The organism is Brevibacillus antibioticus (assembly GCF_005217615.1).
GTDB classification, from domain to species: Bacteria; Bacillota; Bacilli; order Brevibacillales; family Brevibacillaceae; genus Brevibacillus; species Brevibacillus antibioticus.
In genome coordinates this window covers 1179406-1198464 of record NZ_SZNK01000001.1, presented here as the reverse complement: position 1 = coordinate 1198464, position 19059 = coordinate 1179406, and the positions used below count along the sequence as shown (strand labels likewise).

The following is a 19059-nucleotide window of genomic DNA, read 5'->3' as shown; positions in this document are numbered from 1 at the left end:
CATCGACAGGCTGCTCTTCCACTCTTCATTACTCCAGATCAAATGTAGGCTCTTCATCTTGCTCTGGGTCATGTTCTGCCTCTGCTTCTGGAACAGAACTAGGGTTCAGGCTGAAGTATTCGCGCACCTTTGTTTCAATCTGTGATGCAATGTGCGGATTTTCTTTCAGGAAGACTTTCGAATTCTCTCTACCTTGACCGAGTCGCTCCTCATTGAAGGAGTACCATGCGCCACTCTTTTGTACTACATCGATCTCGGAACCGATGTCGAGAATGCTACCTTCTCTGGAAATACCTTCACCGTACATGATGTCCACTTCTGCAACCTTAAATGGTGGAGCAACTTTATTTTTGACGACCTTGATCTTTGTCTTGCTACCCAGAATGTCGTTGCCGACTTTGATAGATTCCGCTTTACGAACATCCAAACGAACACTCGCGTAGAACTTCAAAGCGCGTCCACCTGGAGTTGTTTCTGGGTTCCCGAACATAACTCCCACTTTTTCACGAAGCTGGTTGATAAAGATCGCGATCGTTTTGGACTTGTTGATGGCACCAGACAGCTTGCGAAGTGCTTGGGACATCAAGCGTGCTTGCAAACCTACGTGGGAATCTCCCATCTCGCCTTCGATCTCTGCTTTTGGTACGAGTGCCGCAACGGAGTCGACTACGATAATGTCTACCGCACCAGAGCGCACCAGTGCTTCCGCGATCTCCAAAGCTTGCTCACCAGTGTCTGGTTGGGACAACAGCAATTCGTCGATGTTCACACCCAGCTTTGCAGCGTAAACCGGATCCAAGGCATGCTCAGCATCGATAAACGCAGCTTGTCCACCCTGTCTTTGCACTTCTGCAATGGCATGAAGCGCTACTGTTGTTTTACCAGAAGACTCTGGTCCGTAAATCTCAACAATCCGTCCGCGTGGGAACCCACCCACACCAAGTGCGATATCTAGAGCAAGTGCACCGCTAGAAGCCGTAGAAATCTGAATATTGGATACTTCCCCCAACTTCATAATGGAACCTTTACCGAATTGCTTTTCTATTTGACGCAATGCACTCTCCAAAGCTGCGCGACGATCTGACAAATGGTACACACCCTTTCAACTTTTCGCTTCTGTTTTGCTTGTCTTCATCATACCTCGAGACAGAAGTGTTTGCCAAGTATTTTTTACGAACAAATATTCGTATTGCAAAAAAGCAGCCATTTCCTGGTTATTCCCAGTGAAATGGCTGCTTTGTAGGACTCGCTAATTAGGAACGCTTCGCTCCGCGAGGCTTTGCAGGCTCCAGATTGATTCGTTTCCCGTTGATGCGTGTTTGACGCAGTGACTCGTATACGAATGCCGCTACCTCTTCTGGAACCTCAACAAACGTGAAGTTCTCGAAAATATCGATACGACCTACTGATTTTCCGGGGATACCAACAGATTCAGAGATCTCTCGTACCAGATCCTGTGGCTTCATGTTCGCATTGCGGCCTACGTTCAGGAAGAAACGAACCATGCCTTTTGCTGCACCCGTCTCACCAAAGTTGTACGCTTCTGCTTCCTGCCCTTGTCCCGCTTCGGTATGGAATGCGAGGTGCAATGCAGCAGCTGCTACTTTTTCAGCCGGGTATTGACCTACGAGAGCATCCGCTACCTTTTGATACATATCCGCGATTGCATCGCTTTCCAAAAGACTAGTCAACTGTTCACGCAATTGCTCTTGTTTGCGCTCAGCCACTTCCTCCAGGGAAGGAACATTGCGAGAGAGCACTTGTGCTTTTGTCTGCTTTTGGATAAACATCATTTGTCTTACTTCGCGAGGCGTAACCAACGTCATCGCAATTCCTTTACGACCAGCGCGACCTGTACGGCCGATACGGTGTACGTAGCTCTCAGAGTCTTGTGGAATATCGTAGTTGATTACGTGAGAAACGTTTCCTACATCGATACCGCGTGCTGCTACATCTGTCGCGATCAGGAATTCAATCGAGCCCTCACGGAACGCATTCATGACCTTGTCACGTTGTGCCTGTGACAAGTCGCCATGCAAGCCGTCCGCAAGGTATCCGCGGGATTGCAGCACTTCGGACAACTCATCTACACCGCGCTTAGTACGACAGAAAATGATACCCAGCTCAACATCCTCACTGTCCAAGATGCGGCAAAGGCTCTCTACTTTGTTACGGTCAAACACTTTGTAATATACCTGTTCGATCGATGGCGCCGTTACTTCTTCACGGCTCACTGCAATCGTTTGTGGCTGTTTCATGTAACGGGTAGCCAAACGCTTGATTTCTGGCGGCATCGTCGCAGAGAACAGCAAGGTTTGACGCTCTTCCGGCATATGTGTGATGATCGTCTCGATATCTTCGATGAAGCCCATGTCCAGCATTTCATCCGCTTCATCCAAAACGAGTGTATGTACGTGATCCAGCTTCAATGTTTTGCGGCGCAAGTGGTCCATAACACGGCCAGGAGTACCTACAACGATTTGTACACCTTGACGTAGTGCACGAATTTGATGTCCGATCGATTGTCCGCCATAGATTGGCAGCGTACGAACTTTGTTGTATTTGGAGATACGCAAGAGCTCTCCCGCTACCTGGATAGCCAGCTCACGAGTTGGGGTCAGCACGATCGCTTGTACACGATTGGCAGGCGTAATCTTTTCTACAAGTGGAATCCCGAATGCAGCAGTCTTACCAGTACCTGTCTGTGCTTGACCAATCAGGTCTCCGCCATCCAGAACTTTTGGAATGCAAGCTGCCTGAATCGGTGATGGCTCCTCGAAGCCCATATCGTGAATCGCTTGCAGAATAGATTTATGTAAAGGAAAATCAGAAAAAATCGTCATGAAAAAATCACCTTTCTTTTTGCATTTGCAGCGCATAAAACAACGCGTATTTAGCGGCACGCCCAACGATTGCATGCCTTCTTCCGGCAAGGCGCAGTTCTTTTACAACTGTAGGAATTCCTTCTGACGCGATCCCTACGTAAACAAGGCCAACAGGCTTGCCCTCGGATGGATCGGGTCCAGCCACTCCCGTAACAGAAATACCGTAAGTAGCTCCCAGCTTTTCTCGTACATGTTCAGCCAGTAATTGAGCCGTTTTCTCACTGACTGCCCCATCTGTTTGCAAAATGGAATCAGGTACCTCGAGCAGCTGTTTCTTCACTTCATTGGTATAGCAGACTACCCCGCCACGAAACACTTGCGAACTTCCTGGCACAGATGTGATCAACGAGGCAATTGCTCCTCCTGTGCAGCTTTCTGCACAAGCAATCGTCTCATTTTTCTTTTTTAGCTCAGAAACCAGCACATCATGCAGGGACGAATTCTCGCCCATCCCGTACATGTACTGGCCAACACGGCTGAGAATTTCTTTTTCTACAGGCAAGATTAGGGCTTCCCCTTCTTCGACTGTAGCAGCTTTTGCCGTAATCCGCAGCGTTACTTCGAATTCTTTGGCGTATGGCGCGATGGTTGGATTGTCCTGCTTTTCGATCAGATCGAGCAGTTTTTCCTCCAACGCGGATTCCCCTATTCCGTAGAACCGGAGTACATGAGAATGAAACACTTGTTTATCGGGGAGCAAATCGGTTAAGTAAGGCATCACGTAATTCTCCACCATTGGATACAGCTCGCTTGGTGGTCCAGGCAATAGCACGAACGTACTACTGTCATGACGGATCGCCATCCCCGGCGCCATCCCGAAATCATTAGAGAATACATGGCTGCCAGAAAGCACCAGCGCTTGCTTACGATTGTTCTCCGTCATGACAATCCCACGTTGCGAAAAGAATTTTTCAATTCTCTCCATGGCCTCTGAATTCGTTTCCAATCCAATGCCCACATGCACCGCCACGGTTTCTTTCGTCAAATCATCTTGAGTCGGCCCTAACCCACCCGTAAAAATGACGAGATCAGATCGCCCTGATGCCAATCGAATCACTTGTAGCAATCGCTCCGTGTTGTCTCCCACAACCGTATGAAAATAAACTCCCACGCCAATTTCCGCCAGCTTCTGAGAAAGAAACTGTGCGTTGGTGTTAGCGATCTGGCCTAACAAAAGTTCGGTACCTACCGCGATAATCTCCGCTCTCATCTTCCTCATCCATTCTCTTTGAGAGATAGAAAAGCCTCTAAACTAACAGTTTATCACTTACAAACGCTCAAGAGAAGAGTCTTGTGAAAAAAGAGACCAATACCCGCATTACGAGTATTGGATCACGTTACGATTTTTCGCAAAGTAGTCGTACCCGGAGTAAATCGTGATGATCACCATCGCCCAAGTAGCTAGTTCGTCGAACGGAATGCCGAAGAACCCAAATGGGAAGTTGCGAATCATGACAGCCGTAATCGCTACGATCTGCACCCATGTTTTCAGTTTACCCAATGCACTCGCAGCAATTACCTGCCCCTCTGCCGCAGCAACTAGCCGTAGACCCGTTACCGCAAACTCCCGGCTGATAATGACAATCGCAATCCACGCTTCCAAACGCTGCATCTCTACCAGCGAAATGAGTGCTGCAGAAACCAACAGCTTATCAGCAAGCGGATCCAAGAACTTCCCCAAGTTCGTCACGATTTTCTTTTTCCGTGCAATATAACCGTCGAGTCCGTCCGTACTGGCTGCTAGGATAAACACCAAAGCCGCAATCAGCTCATTATACGTCATCGTCAGGCTGCCAATCGAAAATGTCCCGATGTTGTAACGCACCAGCAGAAAAAACATAACTACCGGCACCAGAAAAATCCTGGCGAGGGTGATGCGGTTGGCGAGATTCACCTAGACTACCTCCCCGGCTAGATCGTATTCATAGGAGTGTGTAATTTTTACTTTTACGATGGTGCCCAGTTCGCCTTTAAAACCAGTGACGAATACTTCACCATCGATTTCCGGAGCGTCATACTGTGTTCGACCTACATAAATATCGTTACGTCCTTCATAACGTTCAATCAAAACATCCAAAAATTGACCAACAAAGCGTCCGTTGCGATCTCCGGCTACTTCACGCTGAATTTCCATCAGCATGTTCGCACGTTTTTCCTTCACCTCTTCGTCTACGTGGTCAGGCAGACGGGAAGCTGGAGTGTCATCCTCGTTGGAGTACGTAAACACACCCAGTCGATCAAATCGGATATCCTTCACAAACTCGCTCAGACGCTCAAAGTCTTCCTCTGTCTCCCCAGGGAACCCTACGATCAAAGAGGTACGCAGTGCAACATCTGGAACCTGCGCGCGAATTTTTGCTACCAGCGCACGAATGTCCGTCTGTCTTCCAGGGCGACGCATTCTTTTCAGAATATGGTCTTCCGAGTGCTGTAAAGGCATATCAACGTATTTGCACACTTTTGGATTGGTCGCAAAGGTGTGGATCAATTCATCCGTGAAAAATCCAGGATATGCATAGTGAAGACGAATCCACTCGATGCCCTCGACTTCTGCCAACCGGTTTAAAAGTTCAGGAAGCATCAGTTTTCCATCGTAAATATCCGTTCCATAGTTCGTAGAATCTTGTGCGATCAGACTTACTTCTACGATCCCTTGTGCGGCCAAATGACGAGCTTCTTCCACGATGGACTCGATGGTACGACTGCGGAATCCTCCACGCATCAAAGGAATCGAGCAAAACGTACAGGCGTTGTCGCAGCCCTCGGCAATTTTAATATATGCGGTGTACGTGCCTTGTTTTACTTTCCGCTTCACTACATCTTCGTACGTAAAAATGGGGTTTCCTACAAAAATCGGTCGCTTGCCCTCAAGAGATTCTTCGATAATACCTGTAATCGACATAAAATCGCCTGTTCCGACAATGCCATCCACCTCAGGAATCTCATTCAAGATATCCTCTTTGTAACGTTGTGTGAGACAGCCTGCCACCACAAGCGATTTCAGCTTGCCGGATTCCTTCAATTCACCCATTTCCAGAATCTTATTTACGGATTCTTCCTTGGCTGCATCGATGAAACCGCAGGTATTGACGATGACCACAGTTGCTTCTTCCGGGTTATCAACTAGTTCATAACCTTTTTCATCTATCAGATGGGCCATCATGTCCGAATCAACGAGATTCTTTTCACAGCCCAGCGTAACAATCGCTACTTTTTCACGCGTGCCTACCTTCTCTGTCATCTTTTTTCCTCCAATTGGTCACACCAACCCATATTACACCTATCCAGTATAATATAAGCCTAAAGGAAGTGTCAAAAAAGAGAAAAGTACAAAAGGCAAGCATATGCTTGCCTAGTGGGTGACCGCCTCTTTTACTTTCATCGTAATATTGGACGGCATTGACTTCATTTTAGACGTGTCTACCAAGACACCGTTCACCTTTAATTCCACTACAGTCGGTTTTCCCAAACGAATATAAGCGGATTTCCCCAACTCAATCGTTTTTTCCTGATCCTTCTTGAGCGTGCCCTGCTCAACATACGTTTTGCCTTTTCCTTCCGAAATACCAAACCAGCTTGTTTCTGCCTTCACCTTCACATAAACTGTGATTTTTTCTCCACCTTGCAAGGAATAGTTATACATCGATCCTTGTTGCGATTCGAATGTGATGGTTGCCTGAGGAGTTTCTGTAGCAGTCTCAGGTGGGATTGTTCCCGTTTCAGGATTCGGTGTGGTAATAGAAGGAGGCTTCGGTTGTTGAGCAATCGGGGATGTTGCCGCTCCACCACCATTGCCTGGCGTGACAATCTCCGCTCCAGGGTTAACTGTTCCACCCGGCATTGGCTGAGTATACTGACCTCCGTTGTTGTTGACGACAGCGAAATAAATAACCCCGATAATCAAGGCAATAAACAAGACGAGCAAGGTTTTGGTAACCCATCGCCCCGCTTGTAATGGATTGTTCGCTGAAGCAACTCGTCTGCGACGCAGTCGCTCTACTTGCTCTGTAGGTGGCTGGGCCGGCAAATCGGACTGAAAGTGAGTCAGGATGTGGTTCGGGTCTAGACCGACAGCTTCCGCATAACTCTTTATAAAAGCACGCGCGTAAAAGTGGCCAGGTAGTACGTGAAAATGACCCCTTTCAATGGCTTCCAAATATCGCCGCTGTATCTTGGTGATACGTTGGATGTCGTCGAGCGTGATTCCTTTTTCTTCGCGGGCCCTTTGCAGGACTTGACCTAGCTCAGACACAGCTGCCCCTCCTTAATTCATTTCGAAATTATCAAAGCCGCGATTGTTGATAAGCTCATAGGTAATCTCTTCATCCGGATGATGACGCAGCTCAATTATGTAATGGAAATCATCAAGTTGATACTCTGATTCCCTTACGAATATATCCGGATGCTCAATGATTTTTGCGGCAGGAAAGTTCATAATCTCCCGAAGCAAGGTAAAGTGCTTTTCTGTCGATCGCAGCGTTGAGACAATTCCATCTATCAAATATACATGATCAGTAGACATTTCATCAATGGCTAAGGAGCTGCGCACCGTCTGGCGCAACAAAGTAGAGGAAATAAATGTCCAACGTTTATTGGCGGATACGCTGGCAGCAATCATGGATTCAGTCTTCCCTACGCGAGGCATGCCACGAATCCCGATGAGCTGGTGACCTTCCTTCTTCAGGATTTCTGCCATGAAATCGACCAGCAAGCCCAGCTCCTCACGAACAAAGCGGAAGGTTTTTTTGTCCTCGCTATCCCGTTCAATATAGCGACCGTGACGCACAGCCAAGCGATCCAGCATGGTCGGGGGACGTAACCTCGTTATGGTTATGTTGTCCATTTTTTGCGCCACGTTGCGCAAAACCTCCATTTTTTCATCATCATCGGTCAAGAGCAGCATACCTCGACGCATGGTATCCACACCATTGATCGTCACGATATTGATGTTCAACATCCCCAGAATAGAAGATACGTCCCCTAAGAGACCAGGACGGTTACGGGCAATCTCATACTCCATGTACCATTCTTTCTTCGCTTCCATATGCAATCCTCTCCGCCAACCAGAATTCTCTTCTTATGTAGTATATCACGTTCGTTTCATTCGACAATCCGCGAAAAGAAAAATCCCCAAGAGTAGGGGATTTGAATGGCTAGCTGCCAGCGTTCGCGTCATTGCGATTCTGAACAAGCTTCACCATGAGTGATGCCAAAGCTTGTTGCTGCTGTTGATCACCTGCGTCCCACAGCTGTTTCAACAGACGCTCCTGATCGTTTTTCGGGTCTACTTGCTCAGACAGATAGCTACCAATTTGATAAGCTACATTTTGAAGTGTTTCGCTTTCCATCCCGGCTTGTTTCGCTTGGTCTACCCGATCTCCGAGAAACGATTTCCAGTCGCTGAAATTGTCAAGAATCGACATAGGGAAATTCCCTCCTTTTGTACGTTGCGAACAGATTAGCTGCCCACACAAAAGGTAGAATTCCATCATTTCTCCTATTTTATTCATGCATACTTATCTTCTACGTGTACCATCCTCCGTTTGGACTAATCACTTGTCCCGTCACATAACTGGAATCCGCCGACAGCAAAAAGCGCACGACTGCGGCTACCTCATATGGTTGTCCGAGACGGTTAGCTGGTATTTCTTCCGCGATCATTTCCATTTCATCTGGAGAAAAGCGCTCCATCATTCCGCCAGCAATAGCTCCAGGAGCGACTGCATTTACCGTGATTCCATTTGGTGCCATTTCCTTTGCCAAGGCTTTGGTGAACGTATTGATTGCTCCTTTGGTCATGGAATACAGCACCTCACATGAACCGCCCGTAAGCCCCCAAATGGAAGAAATATTGACGATACGTCCATACCTTTCGCGCAGCATGGCCGGAACAGCAGCCTGGCAGACCAAAAAAGCAGAACGAACATTAAGAGCGATGAGCTCATCAAATTTCTCGACAGTCACATCCGTAAATAAGCCGACATCGTCCACTGAGGCGTTGTTTACGATTAATAGTGGTGCAACCTGCATCTGAGCAAACATCGCCGCAATTTGCTGTGGGTCCCTTAGATCAGCTTGGAGAATGAAGTATGGAACACCCCGCTCCTGGCATTTCTGCACCAAGGGCTCCAATTTTTCCATATTTCGATTGTAATGCAGATAAAGGGGAACCCCCGCATCAATCAGGTAGGCACCGATCGCCTGCCCGATCTCTCCGGAAGCTCCCGTAATGAACGCCCACGGCGTCTCTTGCTTAGACATGAATACATTACTCCTGTGGCGAAGCGGAACGAACGATGGAAACAGCCATCTGCTCGATTAAGAAATGCTCCTTCAAACGTTTTTCCACATCTTCGCGTGTGATCGACTCCAAGGTCGGCACTACGGAAAACAGATCATTTCCGTTAAATTTGAAGCTGGTAAACTGGTTAGCGATAAACTCCACGGAATTTAGAGAACGCAGGAAGTTTCCGATTTTTTTACGCTTCGCACGCTCAAAATCATCCTGAGCTATTCCGGTTTGCTTCAATTGTTCAATTTCCACTTTGATCGTTTCCACTAAACGCTCTGGATCAGGTGTATCTCCACCAATGATCGTATACGCATAATCCTGCTCACTGCTGTAGTCAAAATCAAAGCTTTCCGTAATCAGCTCACTGTCATACAAGCGCTCATAGACAGCGGAGCTTGTGCCGAACGCGATGTCCAATACTAGTTTAGTAGTCAACTCGCGTTTTAACAAGGCTTCCTTGGTTAGCCCGTTTTCCTTTTCCTTGATTCCAATCATGCATTTAGGAAGACCAACGGTTAGAAACGCTTCTACTTTCGCCTCCGCTGGCGCTGACGGCTCTTCTGGAAAAACGCGCGTGACTTGTGGCGCAGGAGAAAACTCCTTTGCTCCCTGATTTTCACGAATGAGCTTCATGATTGCTTCTGGCTCGAAGGAGCCTACGACCAATAGGAGCATATTGGCAGGATGATAAAACGTTTCATAGCACTGATACAAATATTCTTTAGTAATATGAGAGATCGTCTCGATCGTACCCGCAATCTCGATATTAATCGGATACTTTTGGTACATGGCCTTTAGGAGGTTCATGTACACCTTCCAGTCAGGATTGTCATCGTACATGGTGATTTCCTGGCCGATGATTCCCTTTTCCTTTTCTACGCTGGCATCTGTAAAATACGGATCCTGCACATAATCGAGCAGCAGATTCAGATTGTCATCTAACTTATCTGTGCACGAGAATAAATAAGCTGTACGATTGAAGCTCGTGAACGCATTGCAGCTCGCCCCGTTTTTACTGAATTCGTGCATCACATCCCGATCTTTTTTCTCAAACATTTTGTGCTCAAGAAAATGCGCAATGCCGTCGGGAACATTGATTTCTTCCCCGCTTCGGGTGCGGAAATGGCTATCAATGGAGCCGTAACGCGTAGTGAACACAGCGTATGTTTTGCTGAAGCCCTGTTTGGGAACCAAATAGACTTGCAACCCATTTTGGAGAGTTTCATGATATACCGTTTCATTTACTTGTTCAAAGACAGTGGTCTGCATCTTATGCCTCTCCCTTCTTGTCCCGCAGCAGATAAATCGTGTCGATCGTCACCTTGCTTGCTACCTTCTTGATATCCTCGATGGTCGCTTCGTTGATCCCCGCCAAAAGCTCTTCGATTTTCCGAGGACGCCCACTAATCACACCATTGTACGTAAAATCAATCATCCCGCGTGCGCTGTCCAAAAGCTCACGGAACTGGTTAGACAAGGTCGCACGCGTCTGGCTCATTTCCTCATCCGATATGGTTCCTTGTTGCATCAGATCAAGCTGCTGCTTAATAATCTCAACCGCACGCTGATATTTGCTAACATCAATCCCAGACATAATCATGAGAATCCCTTTGTGGCTCTCTAGTCTGGATACCGCATAGTAAGCAAGACTCTCTTTTTCACGGACATTGACAAACAGCTTGGAGTGAGGAAAACCGCCTAAAACCCCGTTGAACAAGAGTAGCGTCGGGTAATCGTCATCCTTATAAGTGATCTGCGTTCGGCAGCCAATATTGAGCTTTGCTTGGTTGACATCGAGTCGATCGATCACTTCGCGTTCAGCTGATACATCCTTCACCGTCGATCCGATCTGCAGTTCTCCTACTTGGGAGCGCTCCAATGGGATATGCTTGCGAATTGCCTCGCTTACTTCCTGCTGTTCAACATCGCCCACCACGAACATATTGATCGGATTCGTCGTCATTACTTCTTTGAAGTATTGATACAGCTCCTGACCAGTGATCTTCGGCAAATCCGCCACACGGCCTTGGACGAGAAGAGAGAATGGTTCACCTTTACACATTTCTTCTGTCACTCGTTGGTTCGCATACTTCATTTTGTCGTCGATCAAGCTCTCCATCCGTTTACGAAGCGTCTCTTTTTCCTGTGCCAAGTACTTTTCGGAAAAAGCGTTGTCCTGTACATACGGTCTGACCAGCATATCTCCTACGAATTCGATGGCCTGCTCCAAAAGTGAAGCTTCATTGGACAAATATTTTTCATTCGGTACTTCCATATAAATTTGCAGGATTTGCCGCTCGCCTTTTTTCATGACATCGACATCAAAAATGGCACCATACAGGAAATCCAAATGTGCTCGCAATAGCTTCGTTTCCGGAAAACGAGCGCTGGCACGTTTCATAACCATCGCAAGTAATGCTGTTTTCGTTACGTGCTCCTCCGATAGCGCCTGTTCAATCATCGTCACGATTGTCGTTGTCTTGAACTTTTCGGTTGGAAGGATATGTACGTTCATCCCATTGATTTGGGAGCTTTGAAATGCAATTTCGGTTGTAGTAGCAGTCATAGTCCAATCTCCCTTCTCCATCAGCTTACTCATACTCTTCTCTATTGTAACCAATTGTCAGGGCATCAAGCATCAGAATCTTCCATTATATATCCCAGTGCTTCATCCTATGCGCTCACGCAAGTCCCGTAATACGCAAATCACAGCGCTTCCATTGTATAAAAAAAGAGCGAGCGCACCTTTTTACGAAGGGCGTTCACTCTTTTCCTTACATATCCATTGCATCCCAGTCCCCGGGATCATCCGATGTGCTACCCTCTTCAACAAATCGACCGCAATCAGACGAGAGACAGAGCATGCCATCTAACTGCTCATCGTGAAAGGGTAAGCCGTGGCTTCCTCCACAGTACGGACATGTCCACATACGAAGGGCCTCCTTTTATTCGTGAAGGTACTCCGTAGTAGTTTGTCCCAATATTAGAGGGGACTCTCCACTTTATTTTGCTCCCATATCCGCAAGTAATCATACGGATCGATCGCTTTCCCCGTACTGTTACGATAGAGGCCAAAATGCAGGTGTGATTCAAACATTCCCACTGTACCAGTTCCACCGTAGCCTGTATCGCCAACAAAACCGATCAGCTGTCCTGCTTTTATCGTTTTCCCTACATGCAATCCAGGTGTATACGCCTGCAAATGCGCGTAATACATCCGATATTGGCCATTCTCATCTGTAATGTTTACTCTCCAGCCACCATACGTATTCCAGCCCACTTTGTTGATCGTCCCATCGGATACCGAGTAAACCGGCGTTCCTTTCGGTGCCATAATGTCGATGCCCTCGTGATTACGGACACTGCCGCTATTCGACTCGGTCCACTCTCGATCGGACCCAAAGCTATCCCCATACGGCTCGTACCAACTATTATCGTGGAAAGGAAACCGAAATTGTTTCCCAATCAATTGATCATCTGCAACTTTTGTGGCAATGGGATGTTCAGCTCTTTGTGCACCTTCTGGCAAAAATAAAATTTGGCCCACCAATAACTCATCAGAAGAGAGAGGGTTATTTTTCTGAATGGCACTCATGTTCGTGTCGTGGCGAGTTGCAATTTTTGATAAGGTATCACCCTGTTGAACGACATATGGATTCAAGGAGTATGTCACACTCATAGCCTTGTCTTCCACAGGTTTGGATTGTATGTATGCAACAGCTGACGTCTCATCCCATTGAACTTGATAGCCAAATGCCTCGGAAATAAATCGGATCGGAACAAGCGTCCGCTTATTCACAATGCTGGGGGAAACATCCATCTTCATACGTTTTCCATCTACGTATGTAGTCTGGCTTCCAATTGTAAGGGTGATATGCTTGCCTTTTTTGTTGAGCAATACTTTTTGCGCGTTGGCATCGTAGCTTACTTCTGAGCCTGTTGCCTCCGCTACTACCCGTATCGGAACGAGCATACGCCCATTTCGATGGATTGGCGATACATCTGATTGGACTCCCATTCCATCGACAACAACAGAAATGACCGGTCCTGGCTCTTTTGCTGAAGCCATTCCACCGGATATTCCTATCATCAGGCAAAAAACAAAAGCGCCTAGAATCCTGTTCCACCGATAACTGCTGTACTGATGTAGACAGCGGTTCATCTTTTTCCCTCCCCACAAACAATTTGCCGACCGCAAGCAGTCACAAAAATTATTGCACAGGGAAAGTGACAGGTTCTAGACGCTAAATTTTGTCAACGAATGATTAACGCGATCCCGTATCGTAAGGTTTGCCGAGGGCCGCTGGAGCACTGGATCGTCCTACCAGACCAGCCATCACGAGAATCGTCAGTACGTACGGAAGCATGAAGATAAATTCAGTAGGAATGTAATTGGTCAATCCAAAGATTTGCACCAAAGACTTGATCGCTTGAGCGACACCAAAGAACAATGCTGCTCCCATCGCACCCATTGGATGCCATTTACCAAAGATCAAGGCCGCAATCGCGATAAACCCTTGTCCAGAAACCGTGTTATGGGAAAAGTTACTGGTTGTCGTCAAAGAAATGGTAGCTCCACCCAATGCAGCCAGCATACCACTGATCATAACAGCCGTGTAGCGCATTCTCTTCACATTGATCCCTACTGTATCAGCAGCACGTGGATGCTCACCAACAGAACGCAAGCGCAATCCGAATGGTGTCTTAAATACGACATACCACGTCACGAAAACAGCAATGAAAGCCAAAAAGCTAGTTGGATACGCCTCAAAAATGGCATGTCCGATATACGGTATTTCACTCAACCCAGGAATACTGAATTTGTTAAACACTGAGTTCAATGTCGGTGTCTGACCTGCTCCGTCAAAAATAATTTTGGTCAGGTAGATGGAAAGTCCAGCTGCCAAGAAGTTCAGGGCCACACCACTGACGGTCTGGTCCGCTTTAAATGTAACCGAAGCAACGGCATGCGGGAGTGCAAAAATAGAACCGGCAATCCCTGCCGCAATAAATCCGACCCACGGTGCCCAGGCACCCAGTGAATCTTGGAAAGCAAAGGTCATTACGGCACCGGTAAAAGCACCGATAATCATCATACCTTCTAGCGCAATGTTCACGACACCAGAACGCTCGGAGTACAATCCACCCAATGCGGCAAAAATCAAGGCAGTGGAAAACACGATGGTATCATGAAAGAGGTTGCTAAGAATTAATCCCCAATCCATCAGTTTCCACCTTCCTTTTTCTTCAGCAAGATCGGTTTAATAAACATTTTCACGATGCCATGTGCGGCAACGAAGAAAATAACAGAAGCAATCACGACACGAATCAACTCAAACGGTACACCCGCACTAAACTGCATACCGCTCGCACCGAATGTAAGAACCCCAAACAATATGGCAGCAAGGATAACCCCGAATGGAGTATTTCCGCCAATCAATGCTACTGCGATTCCATCGAATCCATAGCCCGTATGCTGCGTCATAATCGCTTGATAGTGGAAAACGCCCAAAATCTCAGTAGCTCCACCAATCCCTGCAAACATACCACCAATGAACATGGCCTTTACAACATTACGATTCACGTTCATACCAGCATACTCAGAAGCATGCGGGTTCAAGCCAACGGAACGCAATTCAAAACCAGATTTTGTTTTCCAAAGGATGATATAGAAGAAAATAGCTGCGAGTACGGCAATCAGTGTACCCCAGTGCAAACGAGCATTGTCAAACATTTCAGCGAGCCAGCCAATAGTAATGATCGCAGAATCCTTTACTTCTTCAGATGTTTGTTTGCCTGCTGGAATAAAGAAGGCATTCATGATCCAGTTTGCAAAGTAAAGAGCTACCCAGTTCAACATGATGCTGGTAATAACCTCATTGACACCACGTGCTGCTTTCAAATAACCGGCAATGGCACCCCACAAACCACCTGCTACAGCACCTGCTAAGATAGCAAGCGGAGCATGAATGATAGCTGGAAGGTCAAAAGAAACACCTACGACAGTAGAAGCAATCATCCCTACGATAAATTGACCTTCTGCCCCGATGTTAAAGAGACCTGTACGGAAAGCAAACGCTACAGCCAAACCTGTAAAGATCAAAGGCGTAATTTGGCGAATCGTTTCACCAAAGTTATACGCGTTTCCAAATACTTTTTTAATCAAAGCCACATAGGCATCGATTGGATTAAATCCACCTGCCAGCATTGCGATTGCTCCGGTCAAAAGACCAAGAATGATCGCAACGGCAGGAACGAGAAACGATTCTTTCGTGAAGACTGCAATAACTCTATTCATCGTTTCCCCCTCCTTGCATTACTTTTCCGCCGGACATCATTAAGCCGAGTTCTTGCTCCGTTGTCGATTTTGCATCAACAATCCCCACAATGGCTCCCTCATAAATAACTGCGATCCGGTCGGACACATTGATAACCTCATCCAGCTCCAAGGAAAGCAAGAGAACTGCTTTTCCTTGATCGCGTTGATCAATCAGTCTGCGATGAATAAATTCGATAGCCCCTACATCCAAGCCACGAGTAGGCTGAGCCGCAATCAGCAAATCCGGGTTCTTGTCCACTTCGCGGGCAATAATTGCCTTCTGTTGGTTTCCCCCCGAGAGCGCTCGTGCTGGCGTGTAAATGCTCGGAGTCCGAACGTCGAATTCTTCGATGAGCTTGGCCGCATGCTTGTCAATGGCGCCATAATTAAGAAAACCGTTTTTGCAAAACGTTGGATGGAAGTACGTTTCCAATACCATATTTTCACTCATGGTGAAATCAAGAACCAACCCTCGTTTATGTCTGTCTTCAGGAATGTGCGACAGTCCTGATTCCGAGATGTTGCGCGGACTTTGGTTCGTAATTTCTTTGCCATTAAGAAGGACACGCCCACTTGTTGCTTTACGTAAACCAGTTAATACTTCAATCAGTTCACTTTGGCCATTTCCATCGACTCCTGCAATTCCGAGAATTTCACCGGAGCGAACTTCTAAGCTAAGATTGTTCAGCGCATTCACACCACGATTGCCCATCGCAGTCAATTGCTCTACGGCCAAGATCGTTTCTTTTGGTTTTGCTTCCGTTTTATCGACATGGAAGCTCACTTCACGACCAACCATTTTCGCAGCCAAATCGTCTGGATTCGTATCTTTTACCAATACGGAGTCAATAACTTTTCCTCGACGAATGATCGTAACTGCGTCACATACAGCCATAATTTCTTTCAGCTTGTGTGTGATCAGGATAATCGTCTTACCTTCTTTTACCAAGTTATGCATGATCTCGATAAGTTCATGGATTTCCTGCGGCGTCAATACAGCCGTAGGCTCATCAAAAATCAAGATGTCGGCACCGCGATAAAGCGTTTTCAAAATCTCTACACGCTGCTGCATCCCTACTGAGATATCCTGAATTTTTGCTCTCGGATCAACTTTGAGCCCGTATTGATTCGACAGTTTTTCTACCGCTTTCTCAGCGCTTTGAATATCTATCTTCAACCCGTTTTTCGGTTCATTTCCTAGCACAATGTTTTCCGTGACTGTAAATGTTTCTACGAGCATAAAATGTTGGTGAACCATTCCGATACCAAGTTCGTTTGCAATCTTTGGACTTGTGATCTGTACAACTTTCTCGTTAATCAGAATTTCGCCTTCATCCGGCTGATATAGACCAAACAAGATATTCATGAGTGTTGACTTGCCCGCGCCATTCTCTCCGAGTAGCGCATGAATTTCACCTTTACCTACAGACAGTGTAATACTGTCATTCGCAACAATGCCTGGGAACCGTTTTGTGATCCCTCTCATTTCAACCACTTTTTTTACCGAGTTCATGCATGCTCACCCCATTTTTCGGGTCTAGTGTGAAGGTAAAGGACAAGGCCAGTAGCTCAAACCAGCCTTGTCCATTTGCAGCTTCCTTCGTTTTTACTTATCAGGAACTGTGATTTCGCCTTTAACGATTTTTTGCTTGTATTCTTCAACGAGCTTCAGTACGTCTTCAGGAACGTTCTTCGTGGAAGTGTCCGCCAGACCTACACCGTTTTCAGCCAGTCCGAGCCATTGTACTCCGCCTTTGAATTTATCCTCAGACAGGTCTTTCGATACACGAATAACTGCTTCGTCAACACGTTTTACCATGGAAGTCAACGTGACTTCGTCGCCGAAAGTCAGGGATTGGTCTTTGTCAACACCGATTACCCATACGTTCTCGCCTTTAGCTTTACGATCTTTTGCTTCGTTGAATACACCGTCGCCTGTACCGCCGGAAGCGTGGAAGATGATGTCCACACCTTGACCGTACATGGAGGAAGCAGTAGATTTACCCATGTCTGGTTTGTCAAAAGCACCCGTGTAAACTTTCACTACTTGAATGCTTGGATCTACAGCTTTTACGCCCGCTTCGAAACCAAGATCAAAACGTTTGATTACCGGGATGTCAACGCCACCCACGAATCCAACCTTCTTCGTTTTGGTCATCTTTGCTGCAACTACCCCAGCAAGGAAGGAGCCTTCATGCTCTTTAAAGAGAACAGATGTTACGTTTGGAGCATCTACTTCAGCGTCGATGATCGCCAATTTTGCATTTTTGTTTTCATCTGCTACTTTTTTCAGGTGGTCACCCATCAGGAAGCCGATACCCCAAGTCAGATCCCAACCGTCTTTTACAAATTGAGTCAGGTTTGGTACATAGTCAGCATCTGATTTTGATTGCAGATACTTTACGTTTTCTTTCGGGAGATTCATATCGGTTTGGAGTTTTTGCAGCCCTTCCCAAGCACTCTGGTTAAAGGAGTTGTCGTTTACACCGCCAACGTCTGTAACCATACCTACTTTGATAGCTTTAGCGGCTGGAGCGCCTCCACTGCTACCAGTTTGGCCTTGAGGCTGTGCTTCTGGTTTGCTTCCGCACCCAGCGAGAACGAGCGACAGGCTGAGTGTTGCCACAGAAAGCACGGATAGAACTTTCTTCATCTGAAATTACCCCCTGTTTTTAGTTGATGAAATTGTTGAGTGAGGTTGCCCCCACAGTTACAACCGTCTCCGTACGACATGAAAGTGAATTTTGTCAGCCCTGAAGTAATTATGGGAGTATAGTACTGGCTTTTCACTTTCGTCGTAATGAATCTGTTTGAGCAAGAGCATGGGAGCAGATTTATCGCAATGCAGCAGGTTGGAAACCTTTTCATTGTAGCCCATGGGTTCAATATCTGCTACTGCGTATGCGATCCTTACCCCTGTTACGCTCTCCAGCCATTTGAAGATAGACTCTCCACTTGCCGCATAGCCCCCGGGCACCAGATATGCAGGAATGCGGTCTACACAATAAACCACAGGCTCACCGTCAGCCGTTCGAATTCGCTCTACTATGAGAACGCCTTCACCCGGATTTAAGGCCAGCCGCTTCCTCTCTTCTTCTGCGGATTCGCCAAAGGATGTTTTCAGGATCAAGGTTCCTGCCGTATATCCTTGACGCTCAATTGCATCCGTCACACTAAAGAGTTCCCCAATCCCGCCTGAAAAAACAGGCTTAGAATTAATAAAGGTACCTACACCGTGTCTACGAATGACAATCTTCTCTTCCTCAAGAAGTCGGAGTGCCTCGCGAAGCGTCGCCCTGCTTACACCAAGCTGTTTAGATAGTTCGGCTTCAGAAGGGAGGCGCTCACCAGGACGAAGAAGTCCGGTTTCGATATCACTCTTGATCTTGTCCATTACCAAGAGAAACAGTGATCGAACATTCCCTTTGATGCTCATCATCATTCACTCCTGCTGTCCGCAAGCCACCCAACAGGTAGGACGTCAGACCTCTGATTCGTTGAGACTTAATAACAACAATTTCCGTCAATCTCTTAGAAATTTTACATGAGGGGCGAGTATCATG

Annotated in this window: 18 protein-coding genes; all 18 read right to left on the bottom strand. The window is 46.8% G+C overall.

The genetic code is table 11. From position 1 onward, the window contains the following. Nucleotides 1-28: 28 nt before the first annotated feature. Nucleotides 29-1087 (bottom strand): recombinase RecA, encoded by a 1059-nt coding sequence (gene recA, locus E8L90_RS06010; protein ID WP_015891678.1) that lies wholly within the window; start codon nt 1085-1087, stop codon nt 29-31. A 166-nt stretch (nt 1088-1253) separates the two neighbouring features. Further along, nucleotides 1254-2843: a DEAD/DEAH box helicase gene (locus tag E8L90_RS06005; RefSeq protein ID WP_137028420.1), complete on the bottom strand. Its 1590-nt coding sequence runs from the start codon at nt 2841-2843 to the stop codon at nt 1254-1256. 7 nt (nt 2844-2850) lie between these two features. Then, on the bottom strand, nt 2851-4095 hold the full coding sequence (locus tag E8L90_RS06000; protein WP_137033284.1) for a competence/damage-inducible protein A: 1245 nt from the start codon (nt 4093-4095) through the stop codon (nt 2851-2853). A 108-nt stretch (nt 4096-4203) separates the two neighbouring features. Next, on the bottom strand, nt 4204-4779 hold the full coding sequence (gene pgsA, locus E8L90_RS05995) for a CDP-diacylglycerol--glycerol-3-phosphate 3-phosphatidyltransferase (protein ID WP_015891681.1): 576 nt from the start codon (nt 4777-4779) through the stop codon (nt 4204-4206). Then, the gene (gene rimO, locus E8L90_RS05990; protein WP_137028419.1) at nt 4780-6126 is read right to left on the bottom strand and encodes a 30S ribosomal protein S12 methylthiotransferase RimO; all 1347 of its coding nucleotides are present in this window, start codon (nt 6124-6126) and stop codon (nt 4780-4782) included. 111 nt (nt 6127-6237) lie between these two features. Next, complete coding sequence (locus E8L90_RS05985; protein WP_137028418.1) at nt 6238-7137, bottom strand: helix-turn-helix domain-containing protein; 900 nt, start codon at nt 7135-7137, stop codon at nt 6238-6240. Between the two features lie 12 nt (nt 7138-7149). Beyond that, the gene (locus tag E8L90_RS05980) at nt 7150-7929 is read right to left on the bottom strand and encodes a DUF3388 domain-containing protein (RefSeq protein WP_137028417.1); all 780 of its coding nucleotides are present in this window, start codon (nt 7927-7929) and stop codon (nt 7150-7152) included. Between the two features lie 109 nt (nt 7930-8038). Further along, nucleotides 8039-8308: a DUF3243 domain-containing protein gene (locus E8L90_RS05975; RefSeq protein ID WP_137028416.1), complete on the bottom strand. Its 270-nt coding sequence runs from the start codon at nt 8306-8308 to the stop codon at nt 8039-8041. Nucleotides 8309-8408: 100 nt separating this feature from the next. Next, nucleotides 8409-9146 (bottom strand): elongation factor P 5-aminopentanone reductase, encoded by a 738-nt coding sequence (gene ymfI / locus E8L90_RS05970; protein WP_137028415.1) that lies wholly within the window; start codon nt 9144-9146, stop codon nt 8409-8411. Nucleotides 9147-9153: 7 nt separating this feature from the next. Next, nucleotides 9154-10446, bottom strand: a complete 1293-nt coding sequence (gene yfmH / locus E8L90_RS05965; protein ID WP_137028414.1) for an EF-P 5-aminopentanol modification-associated protein YfmH — start codon at nt 10444-10446, stop codon at nt 9154-9156. Nucleotide 10447: 1 nt separating this feature from the next. Then, complete coding sequence (gene yfmF, locus E8L90_RS05960) at nt 10448-11743, bottom strand: EF-P 5-aminopentanol modification-associated protein YfmF (protein ID WP_137028413.1); 1296 nt, start codon at nt 11741-11743, stop codon at nt 10448-10450. A gap of 208 nt (nt 11744-11951) precedes the next feature. Continuing rightward, on the bottom strand, nt 11952-12107 hold the full coding sequence (locus tag E8L90_RS30135; RefSeq protein ID WP_167497585.1) for a hypothetical protein: 156 nt from the start codon (nt 12105-12107) through the stop codon (nt 11952-11954). Between the two features lie 53 nt (nt 12108-12160). Further along, complete coding sequence (locus E8L90_RS05955; RefSeq protein WP_137028412.1) at nt 12161-13339, bottom strand: stalk domain-containing protein; 1179 nt, start codon at nt 13337-13339, stop codon at nt 12161-12163. A gap of 103 nt (nt 13340-13442) precedes the next feature. Next, a complete protein-coding gene (locus E8L90_RS05950) occupies nt 13443-14402 on the bottom strand; it encodes an ABC transporter permease (RefSeq protein ID WP_137028411.1) in 960 nt (319 codons plus the stop codon). Further along, nucleotides 14402-15475, bottom strand: a complete 1074-nt coding sequence (locus E8L90_RS05945) for an ABC transporter permease (RefSeq protein ID WP_137028410.1) — start codon at nt 15473-15475, stop codon at nt 14402-14404. Before E8L90_RS05945 ends, E8L90_RS05950 begins: the two co-directional genes overlap by 1 nt. Beyond that, complete coding sequence (locus tag E8L90_RS05940; protein ID WP_137028409.1) at nt 15468-17009, bottom strand: ABC transporter ATP-binding protein; 1542 nt, start codon at nt 17007-17009, stop codon at nt 15468-15470. Before E8L90_RS05940 ends, E8L90_RS05945 begins: the two co-directional genes overlap by 8 nt. A gap of 93 nt (nt 17010-17102) precedes the next feature. After that, the gene (locus E8L90_RS05935) at nt 17103-18149 is read right to left on the bottom strand and encodes a BMP family lipoprotein (RefSeq protein WP_137028408.1); all 1047 of its coding nucleotides are present in this window, start codon (nt 18147-18149) and stop codon (nt 17103-17105) included. 57 nt (nt 18150-18206) lie between these two features. Further along, nucleotides 18207-18932, bottom strand: coding sequence for a GntR family transcriptional regulator (locus tag E8L90_RS05930; RefSeq protein WP_137028407.1), 726 nt, complete (start codon nt 18930-18932; stop codon nt 18207-18209). Nucleotides 18933-19059 lie beyond the last annotated feature (127 nt).